Source organism: Anaeromyxobacter sp. K (genome assembly GCF_000020805.1).
Taxonomy (GTDB): domain Bacteria; phylum Myxococcota; class Myxococcia; order Myxococcales; family Anaeromyxobacteraceae; genus Anaeromyxobacter; species Anaeromyxobacter dehalogenans.
Genome location: NC_011145.1, coordinates 4278542 through 4297487 on the forward strand (window position 1 = coordinate 4278542; position 18946 = coordinate 4297487).

The 18946-nt window shown below is 73.2% G+C and carries 16 protein-coding genes; 11 read left to right on the top strand and 5 right to left on the bottom strand.

Going from position 1 to position 18946, the window contains the following annotated elements; translation table 11 throughout:
• The first annotated feature begins 67 nt into the window (after positions 1–67).
• Positions 68–541, top strand: coding sequence for a PaaI family thioesterase (locus ANAEK_RS19125; RefSeq protein WP_012527774.1), 474 nt, complete (start codon positions 68–70; stop codon positions 539–541).
• Positions 542–632: 91 nt separating this feature from the next.
• On the opposite strand, the gene ANAEK_RS19130 is transcribed toward ANAEK_RS19125, so the two are convergent.
• Positions 633–1472 carry a response regulator gene (locus ANAEK_RS19130; RefSeq protein WP_012527775.1) on the bottom strand — a complete coding sequence of 280 codons (840 nt, stop codon included), beginning with the start codon at positions 1470–1472 and terminating at the stop codon, positions 633–635.
• Positions 1473–1741: 269 nt separating this feature from the next.
• Between ANAEK_RS19130 and ANAEK_RS19135 the strand changes: the two genes are divergently transcribed.
• Positions 1742–2515: an SDR family NAD(P)-dependent oxidoreductase gene (locus tag ANAEK_RS19135; protein WP_012527776.1), complete on the top strand. Its 774-nt coding sequence runs from the start codon at positions 1742–1744 to the stop codon at positions 2513–2515.
• Between the two features lie 248 nt (positions 2516–2763).
• Here ANAEK_RS19135 and ANAEK_RS19140 read toward each other — a convergent pair whose 3' ends face one another.
• A complete protein-coding gene (locus ANAEK_RS19140; protein WP_012527777.1) occupies positions 2764–4395 on the bottom strand; it encodes an OmpA family protein in 1632 nt (543 codons plus the stop codon).
• Positions 4396–4636: 241 nt separating this feature from the next.
• Between ANAEK_RS19140 and ANAEK_RS19145 the strand changes: the two genes are divergently transcribed.
• From ANAEK_RS19145 to fdhE, 9 genes are all read left to right on the top strand, one after another.
• Complete coding sequence (locus ANAEK_RS19145; RefSeq protein WP_012527778.1) at positions 4637–5992, top strand: TrpB-like pyridoxal phosphate-dependent enzyme; 1356 nt, start codon at positions 4637–4639, stop codon at positions 5990–5992.
• Positions 5993–6217: 225 nt separating this feature from the next.
• Positions 6218–7183 carry an ABC transporter substrate-binding protein gene (locus tag ANAEK_RS19150; RefSeq protein ID WP_012527779.1) on the top strand — a complete coding sequence of 322 codons (966 nt, stop codon included), beginning with the start codon at positions 6218–6220 and terminating at the stop codon, positions 7181–7183.
• A 2-nt stretch (positions 7184–7185) separates the two neighbouring features.
• Positions 7186–7995: an ABC transporter permease gene (locus ANAEK_RS19155; RefSeq protein ID WP_012527780.1), complete on the top strand. Its 810-nt coding sequence runs from the start codon at positions 7186–7188 to the stop codon at positions 7993–7995.
• A 2-nt stretch (positions 7996–7997) separates the two neighbouring features.
• The gene (locus ANAEK_RS19160; RefSeq protein WP_012527781.1) at positions 7998–8813 is read left to right on the top strand and encodes an ABC transporter ATP-binding protein; all 816 of its coding nucleotides are present in this window, start codon (positions 7998–8000) and stop codon (positions 8811–8813) included.
• 114 nt (positions 8814–8927) lie between these two features.
• Positions 8928–9920 carry a hypothetical protein gene (locus ANAEK_RS19165; RefSeq protein ID WP_012527782.1) on the top strand — a complete coding sequence of 331 codons (993 nt, stop codon included), beginning with the start codon at positions 8928–8930 and terminating at the stop codon, positions 9918–9920.
• A gap of 255 nt (positions 9921–10175) precedes the next feature.
• The gene (gene fdnG / locus ANAEK_RS19175; protein ID WP_012527783.1) at positions 10176–13262 is read left to right on the top strand and encodes a formate dehydrogenase-N subunit alpha; all 3087 of its coding nucleotides are present in this window, start codon (positions 10176–10178) and stop codon (positions 13260–13262) included.
• Between the two features lie 9 nt (positions 13263–13271).
• Positions 13272–14147, top strand: coding sequence for a formate dehydrogenase subunit beta (gene fdxH, locus ANAEK_RS19180; RefSeq protein WP_012527784.1), 876 nt, complete (start codon positions 13272–13274; stop codon positions 14145–14147).
• Positions 14144–14794: a formate dehydrogenase subunit gamma gene (locus ANAEK_RS19185; RefSeq protein WP_012527785.1), complete on the top strand. Its 651-nt coding sequence runs from the start codon at positions 14144–14146 to the stop codon at positions 14792–14794. Before fdxH ends, ANAEK_RS19185 begins: the two co-directional genes overlap by 4 nt.
• Before the next feature lie 37 nt (positions 14795–14831).
• On the top strand, positions 14832–15686 hold the full coding sequence (gene fdhE, locus ANAEK_RS19190; RefSeq protein WP_012527786.1) for a formate dehydrogenase accessory protein FdhE: 855 nt from the start codon (positions 14832–14834) through the stop codon (positions 15684–15686).
• An 11-nt stretch (positions 15687–15697) separates the two neighbouring features.
• Here the strand turns inward: fdhE and ANAEK_RS19195 are convergent, their stop codons facing one another.
• From ANAEK_RS19195 to ANAEK_RS19205, 3 genes are all read right to left on the bottom strand, one after another.
• Positions 15698–16738, bottom strand: coding sequence for an SMI1/KNR4 family protein (locus ANAEK_RS19195; protein WP_012527787.1), 1041 nt, complete (start codon positions 16736–16738; stop codon positions 15698–15700).
• Positions 16739–17069: 331 nt separating this feature from the next.
• The gene (locus ANAEK_RS19200) at positions 17070–17885 is read right to left on the bottom strand and encodes a hypothetical protein (protein ID WP_232288281.1); all 816 of its coding nucleotides are present in this window, start codon (positions 17883–17885) and stop codon (positions 17070–17072) included.
• A 174-nt stretch (positions 17886–18059) separates the two neighbouring features.
• Complete coding sequence (locus tag ANAEK_RS19205; protein ID WP_012527789.1) at positions 18060–18881, bottom strand: NAD(P)-dependent oxidoreductase; 822 nt, start codon at positions 18879–18881, stop codon at positions 18060–18062.
• Positions 18882–18946: the final 65 nt, after the last annotated feature.

Here is an 18946-nt window from a genome sequence, read left to right on the forward strand (position 1 = left end):
CGGCCGGGCGGCTATCCTCGGGAGGCGGGGTCCACCGTCCTTCCCCGCCGCCACCCCGGGAGCCGCCATGTCCGACGCCGCCGAGCCCAGCCTGCAGGAGCGCTACGCCCCCCGGAACGCCTGCTTCGGCTGCGGCCCGGCCAACGCGAAGGGGCTGCGCGTGCGGAGCTTCGAGCGCGGCGACGAGGTCGTGGCCGAGTGGCAGGCGGAGCCGCACCACGAGGCGTTCGAGGGCATGCTCTCCGGCGGCATCACCGGCACGCTGCTCGACTGCCACTCGAACTGGACCGCGGCGGTGCACCTGATGCGCAAGGCCGGCCTGGACGCGCCGCCCTGCACGGTGACCGCCGACTTCCACGTGAAGCTCCTGCGCCCGACGCCCACCGGCGGCCCGGTCCGGCTGGCGGCCCGGGTGGTGGAGTCCGGCGAGGACCGGGCGGTGGTGGAGGCGACGCTGACCGCGGACGGGAAGCTGCGGGCCACCTGCCGCGGCACGTTCGTGGCGGTGAAGGAGGGCCACCCCGCGTATCACCGCTGGTGAGCGCCGCCGCGGCGGACGCCTGGGCCGGAAAGCGAGAGGGCCCGCCGTGGCGGGCCCTCGAGCGCTGGAGGCTTCGTGCTGCTGCCCCCGTTCACCGGCGGGAGGCCGGTTTCGCGTCTGCCCGATCAGTGCCAACCTCGGCGTCCGCCGTCAACGCCTCCCGGCGGGCCTCCTCGCGAGGGGGAGCCGCCTGCGGGCGAGCCGCCCGCCCGTCGAGCAACGATCGGACCGCGCCGGAGAGATCCTGGTAGCTCACCGGCTTGCGCAGGAACAGCGAGACGCCGAGCCCGGCGAGCCGCTCGCGCTCCTGCTCACCCCCTGCGGTGATCACGACCACCGGCAGGTGGGCCAGCGTCGGCTCGGCCCGGATCCGCTCCACCAGCGTGATGCCGGAGACGATGGGCATGAAGACGTCGGTCACCACCACGTCCACCGCCGGCGCGCGCAGCAGCCGGTCGAACGCGGCCGCGCCGTCGCTCGCCACCTCGATGCCGAGGCCCGGGACGTGCTCGGTCTCGGACAGCCGGCGCAGCGCCGCCGCGTACATGGTGGCGACGAGCGCGTTGTCCTCCACGAGGAGGATCCGGAACGACGGGTCCGGGTGGCGCACCCCGGCCACGCGCCGCGCCACGTCGGCGAGCCGCGCGCGGTCCTCGGGGCGATCGTCGGGGACGCGCACCGCCACGCCGGCCGGCGAGCCGTCCGAGCCGTCGCGGCGGCGCACCACCTCGATCTGGAGCTCGACGGGCTCGAGGAGCTGCGGGAACGAGAGCACCAGCGTGACGCGCTCGCCCTCGTCGAACGACCGCTCGGTGCGGATGAACAGGCCGCCCGCCGAGAGGTTCTCGGTGTAGTCGAGCACGTTCTCGGCGCCCAGGTACTGGACCGCCAGGATCAGCGGGAACCTGGGGTGGGCGCGCCGTTCGTCCATCGCCGCTCCTCGTCCGCGCCGCACGCCGGCGGGACCTCCATGACGCTCGCCTACTGTAGCGCTTCGCCCGCGGGTCCGCGCCTTCCCGGCCGCGCACCACGGTGCACCATGAGGACGCGACGCGCAGAGGTGTGACGCCGTCGGTGCGCCGCGGCGCGGGGGTCGTGCGAGCGGGTGTGCGGCCGTGCGGCGCGCACGCCGGAGGTTGCACCTCCCCTCGCGCCGCCGCTATCGTCGCACCGGCTCGCCCGGGCGAGCGGGAGGCGATCATGGCCGGCATCGAGGGGCGCGTGGCGCTGGTCACCGGCGGTGGGCGCGGCATCGGGCGCGCCATCGCGCTCGCGCTGGCGCGCGCCGGGGCCGACGTGGCGGTGGCGGCCCGCAGCGTGCCGGAGATCGAGGCGGTCTCGGCCGAGGTCGCGGCGCTCGGGCGCCGCACCCTGTTCCTGCCGCTCGACGTCTCGGACCGCGCGCAGCTCGCCGCGGCGCCGGCGGCGGTGGCGGCCCGGCTCGGCCCGGTGGACGTGCTCGTCAACAACGCCGGAATCCACGCGAGCGCGCCGCTGCAGCGCATGGACGACGAGACCTGGGACGCGCTCGTCGCGGTGGACCTCACCGCCCCGGTGCTGCTCACCCGAGCGTGCCTGCCCTCGATGTACGACCGCGGCTTCGGCCGCGTGATCAACGTCTCGTCGGTGGCGGGCCGGATCGGCCTGAAGTACGGCTGCGCCTACTCCTCGGCCAAGCACGGGCTCATCGGCTTCACCCGGAGCCTGGCGCTGGAGGCGGCGCGCAAGGGCGTGACGGTGAACGCGATCTGCCCGAGCTGGACGGAGACGCGGATGCTGGACGAGGCGGTCGAGGACATCGCCCGCGCCACCGGTCGCAGCGAGGCGGAGGCGCGCGCGGCGATCCTGCGGGCGAACCCCCTCGGCCGCGCGGCGCTGCCGGAGGAGGTGGCCGACGCGGCGGTGTTCCTCGCGCTGAACGGCGCGGTCACCGGCCAGGCCCTCCACGTGGACGGCGGCGAGGTGATGGCCTGAGAGCACGTGAACCCATCCCCTCCCGTCGCCGCGGCGGCCGATCCGCGTCGCATCGCATCGTTGCTCCTCCCTCACATGCCTCGGGGCATGCTCGGTCGTCGCGCCTCGCGCTGCTCGCGTCTCGACCGCCTGGCTCGGTCCGGGGATGGATTCACGCGCTCTGAAGACGGCGCGGCCGGGCGCGCCAGGGGCGCGTCCGGCCGCGGAGGACGCCGCCGCCCGTGCGGGCGGCGGCCCCGGTGCGATCGCTACGGGTTCGCGTTCTGGATGGTGAACTCGACCCGGCGGTTGGCCTCGCGGCCCTTGGCGGTCTTGTTGGACTCGACCGGCTGATCCGGCCCGAAGCCCTTCGCCTCGAGGCGCGACGCGTCCACGCCCTTCGAGACCAGGTAGTCCTTCACGGCCTCGGCGCGCTTCTGCGAGAGCGCCCGGTTGGTCGCGGCGGAGCCGGTGCTGTCGGTGTGGCCCTCGATCGTCACCACGCCCACCTGCGGGTTGGCGGCGATGAGCTTCGCCACGTCGTCGAGCAGCGCGTTGGACTGCGCCTTGATGGTGGCCTTGCCGGTGTCGAAGTAGACCTTCTCCTTGATCTCGATCTTGCCGGCCTTGATCTCGGCGCGCTCCGGGGGGCAGCCCTGGTTCTCCGGGATGCCCGGCTTGTCGGGGCAGCGGTCCTTGTCGTCCGGCACGCCGTCCTTGTCGGAGTCCTTCGGGCAGCCCTGGTTGTCGGTGGCGCCGGGCACGCTCGGGCAGCGATCGAGACGATCCGGCACGCCGTCACCGTCGGTGTCCTTGTCCGGGCAGCCCTGGTTCTCGGCGACGCCCTTCTCCAGCGGGCAGCGATCCTGGCCGTTGGGGACGCCGTCGCCGTCGTCGTCCAGCGCCGGGCACTGCTCGGGCGTGTGCGACTGGCCGGCCGCGCAGGGATCCGGGGGCGGCGGGGGCGGCGGCGGGGCGGCCTTCTTGCCGCCGATGAACGCGAAGCCGATCAGGCCGCGGTAGGTGGGCGTGCCGGGGGACTCCATGAAGCCGGGGCCACCCAGGGCGTAGATCTCGCCCTCGCCGAAGCCGTAGCGCAGGCCGGCGAGCAGCTCGGCGCTCTGCGACAGGCCGTCGAAGTTGAACGCGCCGCGCGCGGTGAGCTCGGCGCGCAGCTTGCCGGTGGTGGCGACGCCGATGCCGCCGAGCACCTCGTGCGAGAGCTTCTCGCCCGCGGTGAGCTCCACGTCCTTCGTGCGGAACTGGCCGCCCGCGTCCGCCATCACGCGGAGGCCGCCGAAGGCCTTCCCGACCTCGAGGCGCGGCGCGATGATGAAGCCCTTCTCGCCGCCGTAGTCCACCTTGTCGGTCCACGGGAACACGACCTCGACCGCGATCGCGCTCGCGAGCGGCGCGCCGGTCCGCTCGCTGCTCATGCCGTAGCGCAGCATGGCGGACGGGGCGGCGATGCCGCCCTGGGTCGGGTGGTTGATGGTGGCGCCGGACGGCGACACGTAGTTCTCGGCGTACTGGTAGGCGACGGCCGGCACGTGGAGGCCGAGCTCGAGGCGCTTCCAGAGGTTCATCGCCAGGTTGAGGTGGATGGTGGCGCGCTCGCGGAGCAGCTGCGTCTCCTTGGTGCCGTCCGAGAACAGGCCGCGCCCGCGGAGCTCGCCGTTCGTCAGGAGCACCATCGGCGACCGCTCGTAGTGGCCGGTGAGCGCCGCGCGGAACTGCCCTTCCTCGAGCACCTCGCCGTCGCCGAGGACGAGCGAGCCGTGCGCCGTGGGATCCAGGCGAAGGCGCTGGCTGTCGATCGCCGGCCGGACGTTCTGGGCGCTGGCCGTGCCGGCGAGCGCCAGCACGGCTGCCACCGCCAGGAAGCGGATACAGCGTGTCATGTGAAACCCCCTGAAATGGGCGGAGTAGGAGTCCCCCCGGGACCTCGAACGGACGGCATTTTGCCACCTCTGGAGGACACGTCGTCGGGAATTGCTCTACACACCTGACGGGGGCGCCCCTTTCGAGCCCCCGAGGCAAGCGGCCGCCTTGACGCCCCTGTCGGGCTCTGCGCTAATGATCGATTTCTCGCGCCGCGCCCTCCGGGCCTGCGGCGCCGGCCATCCCTCCTGCGAGGCGCGAATGCAGACGAAGTTCCTGCTCGGCGAGAACCAGATCCCCACCCACTGGTACAACGTCATCCCGGACCTGCCCGAGCCGCTGTCCCCGGTCATCCACCCCGCCACCGGCAAGCCGGCCAGCCCGGACGACCTGGTCCGGATCTTCCCGCCGCAGCTCATCGAGCAGGAGGTCTCGACCCAGCGCTGGATCCAGATCCCCGAGCCGGTCCGCGAGATCTACCGGCTGTGGCGGCCGGCCCCGCTGTTCCGCGCCCACCGGCTGGAGCGGGTGCTCGGGACGCCCGCGCACATCTACTACAAGTACGAGGGCGTCTCGCCGGCCGGCTCGCACAAGCCGAACACCGCGGTGCCGCAGGCCTACTACAACAAGCTCGCCGGCACGAAGCGCCTCGCCACCGAGACCGGCGCCGGGCAGTGGGGCTCGTCCATCGCGCTCGCGGCGCAGATGTTCGGGCTCGCCTGCACGGTCTACATGGTGAAGGTGTCGTACGGGCAGAAGCCGTACCGCCGCAGCATGATGCAGCTGTGGGGCGCGGAGGTGATCCCCTCGCCCTCCGACCGCACCGCCGCCGGCCGCGGGATCCTCGCCGAGGATCCGGAGAGCCCCGGCTCGCTCGGCGTGGCGATCTCCGAGGCGGTGGAGGACGCGGTCACCCACGAGGACACGCGCTACGCGCTCGGCAGCGTGCTGAACCACGTCTGCCTGCACCAGACGGTGATCGGGCTCGAGGCGAAGGAGCAGCTCAAGCTCGCCGGCGAGTACCCCGACGTCGTCATCGGATGCCACGGCGGCGGCTCCAACTTCGCCGGCATCGGCTTCCCGTTCCTCGCCGACAAGGCCGCCGGCAAGGACGTGCGCATCCTCGCCATCGAGCCGTCGTCCTGCCCCACGCTGACGAAGGGCGCCTACACCTTCGACTACGGCGACACCGCCAGGATGGCGCCCATCATGCGGATGTACACGCTGGGTCACGACTTCATGCCGCCCGGCATCCACGCCGGCGGCCTGCGCTACCACGGCGCGTCGCCGCTCGTGTCGCAGCTCGTGCACGCGGGCCTGGTGGAGGCGCGCGCGGTGGGGCAGCTCGCCTGCTTCGAGGCGGCGGTGCAGTTCGCCCGGGCCGAGGGGATCATCCCCGCGCCGGAGTCCTCGCACGCGATCCGCGGCGCGGTCGAGGAGGCGCTGCGCGCGAAGGAGGAGGGGAAGGAGCGGGTGATCCTGTTCAACCTCTCCGGCCACGGCCACGTGGACATGACGTCGTACGACCAGTTCCTCTCCGGCAAGCTCGACGACTTCGAGTACCCGGAGGAGAAGGTGCGCGCGTCGCTCGCGCACCTGCCCAAGGTGGAGCTGTAGGCCGAGGCCGCCGGGCCGCGCGGGCGACCGCGCGGGCCCGGTGACGCGTCGCGCGAGCGAGCGCGCACCGGGGAGCACGTTCGGTGCGACGACCCAACCGAGATCGAGCGCCCCGGTGACACCCGCGCAGGCGCCCGGTTAGGTTCATGCGTCCGTCGTTCGACAACTGTCCGTGAACATCACCGCGGCGCGCTCCCCCCGCCCGCCGCGACGTCCGGAGGTCCCATGGTCCGCATCGCCGCCCTCGCGGCGCTGCTCGCGCTCGCGAGCGGCCCCGCCCGTGCCCAGGAGACGGTCCGCCTCGGCAACCTCAAGTTCGCCCACTACGGCGCGGTCTCCTACATGAAGGAGCACTGCAAGAAGTTCGGGCTGAACGTGGAGGAGATCGTCTTCCCGAAGGGCATCGACATCTTCCCCGCCATCGTGAAGGGCGAGGTGGACCTCGCCGCCAGCGCCGCCGACGCCGCCATCGCGAACCGCTCCGGCGGCGGCCAGGTCTACGTGGTCGCCGGCTTCGCCAAGGGCGGCGCGCGCCTCGTGTCCGCGGTGGACCAGAACATCACCAAGGTCGCCGACCTGAAGGGCAAGAAGGTGGGCGTGGCCCGCGGCGGCGCGCAGGAGCTGCTGCTGCTCGCCGAGCTGTCCAAGGCCGGCCTCACCTGGTCGGACAAGCCGGGCAAGGACGTGCAGATCGTCTACATGGCGTTCGCCGACCTCAACCAGGCGCTCATGCAGAAGCAGATCGACGCCATGTGCCAGTCCGAGCCGCAGTCGTCGCAGGCCATCAACAAGGGCTTCGGCAAGGAGGTGCTGAAGCCGTACGACACGCCGCTCGGCGAGCCGGTCCGCGTGATGGTGATGACCGAGAAGCTCTACAAGGAGCGGCCGCAGGTCGCGCAGAAGGTGCTCGACTGCTTCGTGGACGCGACCAAGTACTTCATCGACAACCCGAAGGCCGCCGAGAAGTACGTCGTCGAGCAGATGTTCAAGGGCCAGATCACGCCCGAGGACTACCGGGACGCGATCTCCAACTCGCCGTTCTCCTACGACGTCACCGCCGAGCACATCCAGATCACCACCGACCTGATGGCGAAGTACGGCGTGGGCAAGATGCAGAAGCCGCCCAAGGCCACCGACTGGGTGAAGACCGACCTGCTGCAGCACGCGAAGCAGAAGGCGGGCGTGAAGTAGCGATGAAGGGCGCGCTCCGACTCGCACGGTCGCTGGCCATGCCGGTGATCTTCCTGGCCGCCTGGGAGGGCGTCTCCCGGGCCGGCTGGGTGTCCCCCATCGTCCTCCCCTCGCCCTCGCAGGTGCTGCTGCGCTGGATCGCCTACGCGCGGCCGCTCGAGCCGTACGCGGGGGGCAACTGGGTGGCCTGGGCGTTCTCCGGCGAGCTGCCGCACGACGCGCTCACCAGCCTGTACCGGGTGGTGGGCGGGTTCGCGGTGGGCGCCGGGCTGGCGCTGCCGCTCGGCCTGCTCATGGGCTCGCGGCCGGTGGTCTACGAGCTGATGAACCCGCTCGTGCAGATCCTCCGGCCCATCCCGCCCATCGCGTACATCCCGCTCGCGATCCTCTGGTTCGGCCTGGGCGACCCGCCGGCGTTCTTCCTCATCTCCCTCGGCGCGTTCTTCCCGGTGCTCATGAACACCATCGCCGGCGTGCGGAACGTGGACGCGATCTACGTCCGCGCCGCCCGCAACCTGGGCGCGTCGGAGTGGACGCTGTTCTGGCGCATCATGGTGCCCGCGGCCATGCCCTACATCCTGGCGGGCGTGCGCATCGGCATCGGCGTCGCGTTCATCGTGGTGATCGTGGCGGAGATGATCGCGGTGAACGCCGGCCTCGGCTACCGCATCCTCGAGGCGCGCGAGTACTTCTGGTCCGACAAGGTGATCGCGGGGATGATCTCGATCGGCATCGCCGGCCTGGGCATCGACCTCGGGATGAGCCGGCTCAACGGTTGGCTCCTTCGGTGGCACCGGGGGATGGAGGGATGAGGATGCCCGCCGAACTCCCCGTCGCCGCCGACGCGGCCGTCCGGATCCGCGGCGTGCGCAAGGTGTTCACCACCGGCGGGCGCGAGGTGAAGGCGCTCGACGGCATCGACCTCGACATCGCCGAGGGCGAGTTCGTGTGCCTGCTCGGCCCGTCCGGCTGCGGCAAGTCCACGCTGCTCAACGCCATCGCCGGCTTCTCCCCGCCCACCGCCGGCACCATCGTGGCGGGCGGCCGGCCGGTGACGGCCCCCGGGCCCGACCGCGCCATGGTCTTCCAGGAGTACGCGCTGTTCCCCTGGATGACGGTGGAGAAGAACGTCGCGTTCGGCCTCGAGATGAAGGGGGCCTCGCGGGCGCAGATCCGCGAGCGGGTGGACGCGCTGCTCGCGAAGCTCAACCTGCGCGACTTCCGCGACCGCTTCCCGAAGGACCTGTCCGGCGGCATGCGCCAGCGCGTGGCCATCGCCCGCGTGCTCGCCATCGACTCGCCCATGCTGCTGATGGACGAGCCGTTCGGCGCGCTCGACGCGCTCACCCGGCGCAACCTGCAGGACGAGCTGCTCCGCATCTGGGCAGAGCTCCGGAAGACCATCGTGTTCGTGACGCACGGGATCGAGGAGTCGATCTACCTCGCCGACCGCGTGGTGGTGATGACCTACCGCCCCGGCACCGTGAAGCGCGACCTGCGCATCACCCTCCCCCGCCCGCGCGACCCCGCCTCGCCGGAGTTCAACGACGTGAAGCGCGAGATCTCCCGGCTGGTCATGGAGGAGCAGCTCCGCCACGAGCAGGCGGAGGCGGCGGCCACCGCCGACTGATCCCGCCGCCGCGGGTCGCGCCCGGCGCGGGCGCTTCCCTGCGGCCCCGCGGGTTCGCATGCATCTCCGGTCGCGGCGCGCGGCGCGGTTCGCGCGCGCGGCCGGAGGTGCCCCGTGACCCTCGCTCGCCTCGCCCTCGCCACGCTCGCGGCCGCGCTCCTGCCTCGTCTCGCGCACGCCGAGGCGCCGGCGGCCGCCCCCGCGCCGCGCCTCGACGAGGCCGCGCTCGTGGCCCTGGCGGTGGCGCTCGCGGTCTCCCCCGCGCCCGCGCTCGACCCGGCCGCCGGCGCCGCCGACCCGGCCGCGGTCGAGCTCGGCGCCACCGTGCGCCTCCGCCAGGTCACGTTCGAGGAGCGCCCGCGGATCCGCGTCACGCTCGCCGGCGCCGGCCCGGCGCGCGCGTGGTGGAAGGTGGAGCGGACGAACCTCCCCGCCGAGGTCGAGCCCGGCGTCGTGTACCGCGACGTGGTGCTGAAGCTGACGGTCGGGGGCCCCGCCGACGCCGTGCAGGCGCTGCTCGACGACGCGGCGCGGCTCGCGCCCGGCGTCCGCATCGAGCCCGGCATGAAGGCCCCGGCCCGGGCCGCGCCGCCGGCCGCGCTGGCGGCTGCCACGCCGCTCCCTGCGGTGACCGCCGCCTCGCCCGGGATGCCCGACGGCGCACCCGCGCCCACGACGCCGGCCGCCGCGGCGGCGCCCCTGGCGGCCGCGCTCCCTGTGTCGCCCGCGCCCCCCGGGCCCGCCGCTCCGGCGCCGGACGCTCCGGCGCCCGCTGCTCCCTCAGCCGCGGCTCCGGCGCCGGCCGTGGCGCTCCCCGCGCCCGCGCTCACCCTGCTCGCCGAGGCGCGGACCTCGGAGGGAGAGCGCGTCCAGCGCCTGCTCACCCCCGACGGCCGCGTGCTCGAGCGTGCGCTCGACGCGCACGGGGTGCTGGTCGGCGAGCGGGAGGCGGGCGACCTCTCCACGCTCCCGATCCGGACGCAGCGGCGCGACGAGCGCGGCCAGGTGGTGCAGGTGGTGGACGCGGGGGACGGCCGCGCGCTGGAGGTCCTGCGCGATCCGATGGGCCGCCTCCTGTCCGCCCGCGTGCTGCCCGACGGGCGCTGAGGGCACGTGACGATCCGCGTGCCCTGCGCGCGGGCGCCGCCTCGGCGCGGATGAGAGGCACCTCATCGTCGACCTGATCGCTCCACATCCGGACGCGCACGCGCGGCGCGCTCGACGCAGGGTCCATGGCGCCCCGCGTCACGACGCCGTTCACGAGGAGTCAATGAAGGTGGGTGCCCCAACTGGCCACGCCGCGCCTCTGCCATCCGCCGAAGGACGGGACTATGGAGATCGAACCTCCTGGAGGTTCGAGCCATGTCCGTCACCCGACGCCAGTTCCTTCAGCTCACCGCCGCCGGCGTGGGCAGCACCGGCCTCGTCGCGCTGGGCTTCTCCCCGGATCGCGTCCTCGCCGACGTCCGCAACTTCAAGCTGTCGCGCACCGCCGAGACGCGGAACACCTGCCCGTACTGCTCGGTGGGCTGCGGCGTCATCCTCTACACGCTGGGCGATCGCTCCAAGAACGCGCACAGCGCGGTGATGCACGTCGAGGGCGATCCCGACCACCCGGTGAACCGCGGCACGCTCTGCCCGAAGGGCGCGTCGCTGCTGGACTTCGTCCAGAGCCCGAACCGGCTGCGCTACCCCGAGTACCGCGCGCCGGGCTCCGACAAGTGGGAGCGCGTCACCTGGGACTGGGCGCTCGACCGGATCGCGCGCCTCATGAAGGACGACCGCGACAAGAACTTCGTCGCGAAGAACGCGGCGGGCGTGACGGTGAACCGCTGGCCCACCGTCGGCCTGCTGGCCGCGAGCGCCTCGTCGAACGAGACCGGCTACATCACGCACAAGGTCTGGCGCGCGCTGGGCGGGGTCGCGATCGACAACCAAGCACGTGTTTGACACGGTCCAACGGTGGCCGGTCTGGCCCCCACGTTCGGCCGTGGCGCGATGACGAACAGCTGGGTCGACATCAAGAACGCCAACCTCGTCCTCGTCATGGGCGGCAACCCCGCCGAGGCCCACCCCTGCGGCTTCAAGTGGGTCGTCGAGGCGAAGGCGCACAACAAGGCGCAGCTCATCGTGGTCGACCCGCGCTTCACGCGGACCGCCGCGGTCGCCGACGTCTTCGCGCAGATCCGCCCGGGCACCGACATCGCGTTCCTGGGCGGCGTCATCCGGCACCTGCTGGAGAAGGACGCGATCCAGAAGCAGTACGTGACCGCGTACACCAACGCCTCGCTGATCGTGAAGGAGGGCTACGGCTTCCAGGACGGCCTGTTCTCCGGGTACGACGAGGCGAAGCACACCTACGACAAGTCGACCTGGTCGTACGAGACCGGACCGGACGGCTTCGCGAGGAGCGATCCGACGCTGCAGGACCCGCGCTGCGTGTACCAGCTCATGAAGAAGCACTACGCGCGCTACACGCCGAAGATGGTGGCGGACATCACCGGCGTGCCCGAGGCCGCGTTCACCCGCATCTGCGACGCGATCGCCACCACCTCCGCGCCGGACCGCACCATGACGGCGCTGTACGCGCTCGGCTGGACGCAGCACTCGGTCGGCTCGCAGAACATCCGCTGCATCGCGATGATCCAGCTGCTGCTCGGCAACGTGGGCATGGCCGGCGGCGGCGTGAACGCGCTGCGCGGCCACTCCAACATCCAGGGGCTGACCGACCTCGGCCTGCTCTCCGACCTGCTGCCCGGCTACCTCACCGTGCCGCGCGACGCGGACGGCGACGTCGAGACGTACCTGGCGAAGCGGACCCCGAAGCCGCTCCGGCCCGGCCAGATGAACTACTGGCAGAACTACCCGAAGTTCTACGCGTCGCTCATGAAGGCCTGGTACGGGAAGGCCGCCACCAAGGAGAACGGCTGGGCGTACGACTACCTGCCCAAGCTCGACAAGGTCTACGACATCCTCGCGGTGTTCGACCTGATGCACCAGGGCAAGGTCAACGGGTACCTCTGCCAGGGCTTCAACCCGCTCGCGTCGATCCCGAACAAGCCCAAGCTGCTCGAGTCGCTGTCGAAGCTGAAGTACCTCGTCACCATCGACCCGCTCGTCACCGAGACCTCGAACTTCTGGCAGAACCACGGCGACCTCAACCCGGTCGAGTCCGCGAAGATCCAGACCGAGGTGTTCCGGCTGCCCTCCAGCTGCTTCGCCGAGGAGGACGGGTCGCTGGTGAACTCCGGGCGCACGCTGCAGTGGCACTGGAAGGCGGCCGAGCCGCCCGGCGAGGCGAAGGGCGACCCCGAGATCGTCGCGGCGCTCTTCACCCGCATCCGGGCGCTCTACGAGAAGGAGGGCGGCGCGTTCCCGGATCCGATCCGCGACCTGACCTGGGACTACAAGATCCCGCGCGCGCCGTCGGCCGAGGAGCTCGCCCGCGAGTTCAACGGCAAGGCGCTCGCCGACGTGAAGGACCCCAAGGCGGATCCGAAGGACCCGAAGGCCCCGCTGCTGGCGAAGGAGGGCGAGCAGCTCGCCACGTTCGCGCACCTGCAGGACGACGGCAGCACCGCGTCCGGCAACTGGCTGTACTGCGGCTCCTTCACGCAGGCCGGCAACCAGATGGCGCGCCGCGACGTCTCCGACCCGAGCGGCCTGGGCGTCACGCCGTCCTGGGGCTGGTCGTGGCCGGCCAACCGCCGCGTGCTCTACAACCGCGCGTCCTGCGATCCGTCCGGGAAGCCGTGGGACAAGAACCGCAAGCTGGTGTGGTGGAACGGCGCGAAGTGGGTCGGGCACGACGTGCCGGACTTCAAGGTGGACTCGAAGCCCGAGGAGGGCATGTCGCCCTTCATCATGAACCCGGAGGGCATGGGCCGGCTGTTCGCGCTCGACAAGATGGCCGAGGGGCCGTTCCCCGAGCACTACGAGCCGTTCGAGTCGCCGGCGGCGTCGAACGCGATGCACCCGAAGGTCGGGCCGAACCCGGCCGCGCGCATCTTCCCCGGCGACAAGGCGCAGCTCGGGCTGCCGGGTGAGTTCCCGTACGCCGCGACCACCTACCGCGTGGTGGAGCACTTCCACTTCTGGACCAAGCACGCGCGGATCCCGTCGGTGCTCCAGCCCGAGCTGTTCATCGAGCTGGACGAGGTGCTCGCCGGCAAGAAGGGCATCCGCAGCGGCGACGCCGTCGCGGTCCGCTCGAAGCGCGGCCGCATCGTGGGCAAGGCCGTGGTCACCAAGCGCATCAAGCCGCTCAAGATCGCGGGCCAGGAGGTCCACACCGTGGGGATCCCCATCCACTGGGGGTTCAACGGGCTCACCAAGCCCGGCTACATCTCGAACACCCTCACCCCCTTCGTCGGCGACGCGAACACCCAGACGCCCGAGTTCAAGGCGTTCCTGGTGGACGTGGAGAAGGCCGCGGCGGGGCAGGTCTAGGAGGCGGCCATGGCGTTCCAGTCGCTCGACGTCATCAACCGGTCCGCCTCCACCAGCACGCCGCCGCAGGCGCGCGGCGCGCTGGAGGTGGCGAAGCTCATCGACATCTCCAAGTGCATCGGCTGCAAGGCCTGCCAGTCGGCGTGCATGGAGTGGAACGACCTCCGCGACGAGGTCGGGGTGAACCCCGGGCACTACGACAACCCGGCCGACCTCACCGCGCAGTCGTGGACGGTGATGCGCTTCTACGAGGAGGAGCTCCCCGCGGACCGGGGGCTCGCCTGGCTCATCGTGAAGGACGGCTGCCTGCACTGCGCCGAGCCCGGGTGCCTGAAGGCCTGCCCGGCGCCGGGCGCGATCGTGCAGTACGCGAACGGGATCGTGGACTTCCAGCAGGACCAGTGCATCGGCTGCGGCTACTGCCAGACCGGCTGCCCGTTCAACATCCCGCGCTACTCGATGAAGGACCAGAAGGCCTACAAGTGCACGCTGTGCTCCGACCGCGTCTCGGTCGGGCTCGAGCCGGCCTGCGTCAAGACCTGTCCCACCGGCGCGCTCGCGTTCGGCACCAAGACCGACATGAAGGACCTCGCCGGCGAGCGCCTGGTCGAGCTGAAGGCGCGCGGCTTCGAGAAGGCGGCGCTCTACGATCCGTCCGGCGTGGGCGGCACGCACGTCATGTTCGTGCTCCCGCACGGCGATCCGGAGCTGTACCGCCTGCCCAAGGACCCGCGGGTGTCGCCGCTGGTGGCGCTGTGGCGCAGCGGCATCGCCAAGACGCTCGGCGTCCTCACCATGGTCTCGGTCGTGGTGGCCGGGATCTTCCACTACATGAAGGTCGGACCGGTCGAGGTCGACGAGGACCAGAAGGAGAACGGGTCATGATGCCTGCGATGCGGATGCCGCCGGGGAAGGAGGTCGTCCCCCGCTACTCGACCGGCGAGCGCCTCACGCACTGGGCGGTGGCGGTCGCGTACGTGGCCCTGTTCCTGTCCGGCCTCGCCATGTTCCACCCGTTCTTCTACTGGACGAGCGCGCTGTTCGGCAGCGCCGCGTTCATGCGCGTGCTCCACCCGTTCCTCGGCGTGGCGCTGTTCGTGCTGTTCTACGCGTACGCGCTGCGCCTCTGGCGCGACAACATCCTGAGCGACAGCGACCGGAAGTGGATGGGCCAGATGGTCGCGTACATGAACAAGGCCGCCGAGCCCTACGTGGACGGCAAGTACAACGCCGGCCAGAAGCTCATGTACTGGTCGATGATCGTGGTGATCGCCGGCCTGTTCCTCACCGGCATCGTGCTGTGGCGCCCGTACTTCGCGCCCTCCTTCTCGCTCGTCGCGCGCCGCTTCGCGGCGGTGATCCACGCCGGGCTCGCGTTCGTGATGTTCGTGGGCATCGGCATCCACGTGTACGCGGCCTACTGGACCAAGGGCTCGATGCGCGCCATGACCCGGGGCACCGTCTCCGGCGCGTGGGCGCGCTTCCATCACCCGGGCTGGTACGCCCGGATGACCGGCAAGGAGCGGCCGTGACGCGGCGGCGCGGGGCGGCGATCTCGGGGGAGGCCGCGTGAGCACGCTCGTGCAGCTCCCCGGGGTCGAGATCCCGTACCTGCGCCTGCCCGAGCCGGCCCTGCTCTTCGCGGGCCGGGCCGCGCGGCTCGAGGCCGTCGCGGCGGAGCGCGGCGGCGATCCGTTCCTCGGCTTCCTGGGACGGCTCGCCGGCGCGCAGCGCGCCGCGACCGCGGCGGTGCCCGGCTTCACGCCGCCGCGCGCGCCGGGCCGCCCCGTGGACCGCGAGGCGCTCGCCGCGGATCCGGCGCTCGGCGCGGTGCTCCGTGCGCTCCTCGTGGCGCTCCCGGCGGACGGCCTGCCCGACGCCGCCGCGGAGGCCGTGCGCGGGCTCCGGGACGCCGCGCCGGACGCGCTGCGGCGCATCGCGGGCGGCGTGCTCGCCGGGGCCTCCCGCCCCGAGGACCTGGCCGCGGCGACGTTCGTCGGGGCCGCGCTGCAGGTGCTCGCCACGGTGCGGGCCGCGCGGCTCGACCCGTCCACGGTGGCGCGGGTGGAGGGCGGCTGCCCGGTGTGCGGCGCCCCGCCGGTCGCCGGCGTGGTGCAGGGCGACGATCGCCTCCGCTACCTCACCTGCTCGCTCTGCGCGGCCGAGTGGCACCTCCCGCGGATCCGCTGCGCCGGCTGCCAGGCCACCGCCGGCCTCGCGTATCACCACCTCGAGAACGATCCCGGCGCGCGCGCCGAGACCTGCGCCGCCTGCCAGGGCTACCTGAAGCTGTTCGACCTCGAGAAGCGCCCCGGCTCGGAGCCGTTCGCCGACGACGCGGCCACCCTCGCGCTCGACCTGCTCCTCGGCGAGGCCGGGCACGGGCGCATCGGCCCGAACCTGTTCCTGCCCGTCGCCGGCTGATCGGGCGCGCGCTAGCGCCCGGACTCGACCCAGGCGCGCAGGTGCAGCCGGGCCAGCTCGGCGTGCGCGGCGTGGCCGGCTGCCTCCGCCGCGTCGAGCATCCGCCCCAGCACGTCGTCCATGTCCACCGCCACGTGGCGCTGCCAGCCCGCGCGCAGCGCGAGCTCCCACGCGTCCGCGTGGCGCCCTCCGGCCCGGGCCCGATCGCTCTCGGCGAGGCGGTGCGCGCGCAGCGGCCCCGGCCCGGCCAGCGCCGCGCGCAGCGCGGGATCCGGCGCGGCGCGCCCGCGGGTCGCGCGCAGCCAGGCGGCGGAGATCACGCGCGCGGCGCTCTCGCCCGGGCGCGCCAGGCGGCCGGCGAACGCGAGCGTCCCCCCGAACGCGCCCAGCGCGCCGGCGTAGGCGCGGGCCGCCTCCGCGGCGCGCCCGCGCCCCTCCTCGTGCCAGCCCAGCACCGCGCCCGGCCAGGCGAGCTCCGGGCGCCTCGCGAGCGCGGTCCGCGCGGCGGCCGCCGCCGCGGCCCAGTCCTGCGCGAACAGCGCCGCGTCGTCCGCCCCGGTCAGCCGCCGCAGCGCGGCGCGCGCGGCGGCGGGCACGAGCCGGGCGTCGAGCAGCCAGTCCGAGAACGTCTCGCGGGCGACGCCGAGGTCCTGCGCCAGCGCCGCCGCGCCGGTCTCGCGCGCCAGCACCGCGAGCCCGCTCTCCAGCGCCGCCTCGCACGCCCGGCGGAGGCGCGCCGGCTCGGACGCGAGCCCGGGGGCGAGATCGGTCGGGTGCCAGGCGCCGCCAGGATGCCAGGCGATCGCCTCCACGGCCCGGCCGGCCGGCCCGAAGCGGATCGCCAGCACCCCGCCGTCGGCGCCGCGCGCGAACGGGAGCGCGTCCGGCAGCAGCTCGCCCCCGCGCACCGCGCCCGCGCCCGGCTCGAGCAGCGCCTCCGGGTCCACCGTCTCGTCGAACGGGCCCAGCCCGCCCGGCAGGAACAGCCCGCGAGGGAGCTGCAGGTGCAGCGCGCGCTCGACGGCGGCCAGGGCGCGGTCCGCGGAGTGCATGCCAGGATGGTAGCCATCCCGGCGGGTGCGGGCGCGGGTGTGCCCCGACGAGGCGCGGCAATGCCGTTCGGCGAGCGAAGCGAGCCCGCCGGGGCGCCGCCGCGCGCGCGGCGTAGCCGCCCGCGGCGGCGCACGGGACCCGGCGAGCAAGGTGGGGCCCCACGGAGCTCCGCTCCGTGGGGCGGGGCGCGGCAATGCCGTTCGGCGAGCGAAGCGAGCCCGCCGGGGCGCCGCCGCGCGCGCGGCGAAGCCGCCCGCGGCGGCGCACGGGACCCGGCGAGCAAGGTGGGGCCCCACGGAGCTCCGCTCCGTGGGGCGGGGCGCAGCCCCGTCAGATGGACCTGGACACCACCACCACGCCGCAGCCCTGCCAGCTGAACAGCAGGCCCGCGTCGGCGTACTCGCCGGTGGTGGGCATGCCGGGCGCGCGATCGGTCCAGACGCGCCGCAGCTCCAGCGTGCCGCCGGTGACGCAGCCGTTGCCGTCGTGCTCGAGGTCGAGGTCGGCGATCGTGGCGTAGGCGACGTGCATGCTCGCCTGCGCGGTGTGGATGGTGGCCGCGTTGTCGGACCGGACCCGGCCGACGATGGTCCCGGTGCCGAAGGTCAGGTTGCCGGTGAGGTGCGCGGAGACGTCGAGATCGTACCCGTCCGCCACGCTGTGGAGCGCGCTGGTGACGTCCCAGGCCAGGGTGGCGCCGTCGCGCGCGAACCAGCCGTTCACCGACAGCTGATCGAGCCCCATGGTGATGGTGCAGCCGGAGTAGGAGATCCGGCCCGTGGTCACCGTCACGCAGGTCGGGTCGTCGAAGCCGGTCAGGTCGGCCGCCGGGCGCACCGTGGTGACGGCGCGCTCGATGCCGGCGGCGCGGAGCGCGGCCACCGCGACGGTGGCGCTGCCCCAGGCCTGCGAGGCCATCGCGTCCGCGAGCCCGGCCACCGAGGAGCCGTCGCTGCTCGTGCCGGACTGGACCTGCTGCGCGTCGGCCGCGCTGCCCTGCGCCAGGTCCGCCGCGGCCTGCTCCTCGAACGTCGCCGCGCCGGCAGCGCCGTACGTGAACTTGCGGGAGGCGGGATCCGCCGCCTTGTCATCGCCACCGCAGGCCATCGCCGCCGCGCACAGGGCGGCGATCGTGAGCTTTCGCATGAGAGTCCCCGTCGGCATTCGCCGGTTGGTGAAGCCCATCGCGTAGCACGCGCCCTCGCCGGGAGGGAGCCCCCGAAGCGTGCGGGGACGAGCGCCCGACGTCCACCCACAGGCGGCCAGGTGCGACACGGTGGGTGAATGAGCCTCCGGCCAGCGGCGCGGCGGCGGGCCGCGTCAGCCGAGGAACAGGTCCGGCATCAGCTCGGCGCCGGGCTCGACCGCGTAGCGCGAGAGATCGGTGATCCCGGCCTCGCGCAGCACCTCGTCGTCGATGAAGAAGTTGCCGGTGCAGCCGCGGGACGGCCGGCGGAGGATCTCCAGGGCCGCGTCGGCGACGATCTCGGGCGTGCGCCCGTGGCGGGCGGTCTCGTCGCCGCCGAGCAGGTTCAGCGCGGCGGTGGCGATCACGGTGCGCGGCCACAGCGCGTTCACCGCGATGCCCTGGTCGCGCAGCTCCTCGGCCATCCCCAGCACGCACATGCTCATCCCGTACTTCGCCATGGTGTAGGCGAGGTGGTTCGCGAACCAGCGCGGCTCCATCGAGAGCGGCGGCGACAGGTTCAGGATGTGCGGGTTCCCGGCGCGGGCGAGGTGCGGGATGCAGGCCTGCGAGGTGGCGAACGTGCCGCGCGCGTTCACCCCGTGCATCAGGTCCCAGCGCTTCATGGGCGTGTCCACCGTCCCGCCGAGGAAGATGGCGCTGGCGTTGTTCACGAGCACGTCGATCCCGCCGAAGCGCTCGACCGCGCGCGCGACGGCCGCCGCGATCTGCGCCTCGTCGCGGATGTCGCACTCCACCGCGAGCGCGCGCCCGCCGGCGCGCTCCATCTCCTCGGCCGCGTCGTGGATCGTGCCGGGGAGCCTGGGGTGCGGGGCCGAGGTCTTCGCGGCCACCACCACGTTCGCGCCCTGGCGGGCGGCGGCCACGCCGATGGCGCGCCCGATCCCCCGGCTCGCGCCGGTGATGAAGACGGTCTTGTCCTTGAGTGAAGTCATGGCGGCCTCGGGGTGGGGGTCGAGCCGTTATTCAGGGTCCTGCCACGGCGCGTCAACGGGTCGCT

What these genes read in the sequence shown, in the direction of transcription:
- ANAEK_RS19130 (WP_012527775.1), bottom strand. Translation starts at nt 1,472, where the DNA reads ATGGACGAACGGCGCGCCCACCCCAGGTTCCCGCTGATCCTGGCGGTC.
- ANAEK_RS19155 (WP_012527780.1), top strand. Translation starts at nt 7,186, where the DNA reads ATGAAGGGCGCGCTCCGACTCGCACGGTCGCTGGCCATGCCGGTGATC.
- ANAEK_RS19125 (WP_012527774.1), top strand. Translation starts at nt 68, where the DNA reads ATGTCCGACGCCGCCGAGCCCAGCCTGCAGGAGCGCTACGCCCCCCGG.
- ANAEK_RS19135 (WP_012527776.1), top strand. Translation starts at nt 1,742, where the DNA reads ATGGCCGGCATCGAGGGGCGCGTGGCGCTGGTCACCGGCGGTGGGCGC.
- ANAEK_RS19145 (WP_012527778.1), top strand. Translation starts at nt 4,637, where the DNA reads ATGCAGACGAAGTTCCTGCTCGGCGAGAACCAGATCCCCACCCACTGG.
- ANAEK_RS19200 (WP_232288281.1), bottom strand. Translation starts at nt 17,885, where the DNA reads ATGCGAAAGCTCACGATCGCCGCCCTGTGCGCGGCGGCGATGGCCTGC.
- fdxH (WP_012527784.1), top strand. Translation starts at nt 13,272, where the DNA reads ATGGCGTTCCAGTCGCTCGACGTCATCAACCGGTCCGCCTCCACCAGC.
- ANAEK_RS19160 (WP_012527781.1), top strand. Translation starts at nt 7,998, where the DNA reads ATGCCCGCCGAACTCCCCGTCGCCGCCGACGCGGCCGTCCGGATCCGC.
- ANAEK_RS19185 (WP_012527785.1), top strand. Translation starts at nt 14,144, where the DNA reads ATGATGCCTGCGATGCGGATGCCGCCGGGGAAGGAGGTCGTCCCCCGC.
- ANAEK_RS19205 (WP_012527789.1), bottom strand. Translation starts at nt 18,881, where the DNA reads ATGACTTCACTCAAGGACAAGACCGTCTTCATCACCGGCGCGAGCCGG.
- ANAEK_RS19140 (WP_012527777.1), bottom strand. Translation starts at nt 4,395, where the DNA reads ATGACACGCTGTATCCGCTTCCTGGCGGTGGCAGCCGTGCTGGCGCTC.
- ANAEK_RS19195 (WP_012527787.1), bottom strand. Translation starts at nt 16,738, where the DNA reads ATGCACTCCGCGGACCGCGCCCTGGCCGCCGTCGAGCGCGCGCTGCAC.
- ANAEK_RS19150 (WP_012527779.1), top strand. Translation starts at nt 6,218, where the DNA reads ATGGTCCGCATCGCCGCCCTCGCGGCGCTGCTCGCGCTCGCGAGCGGC.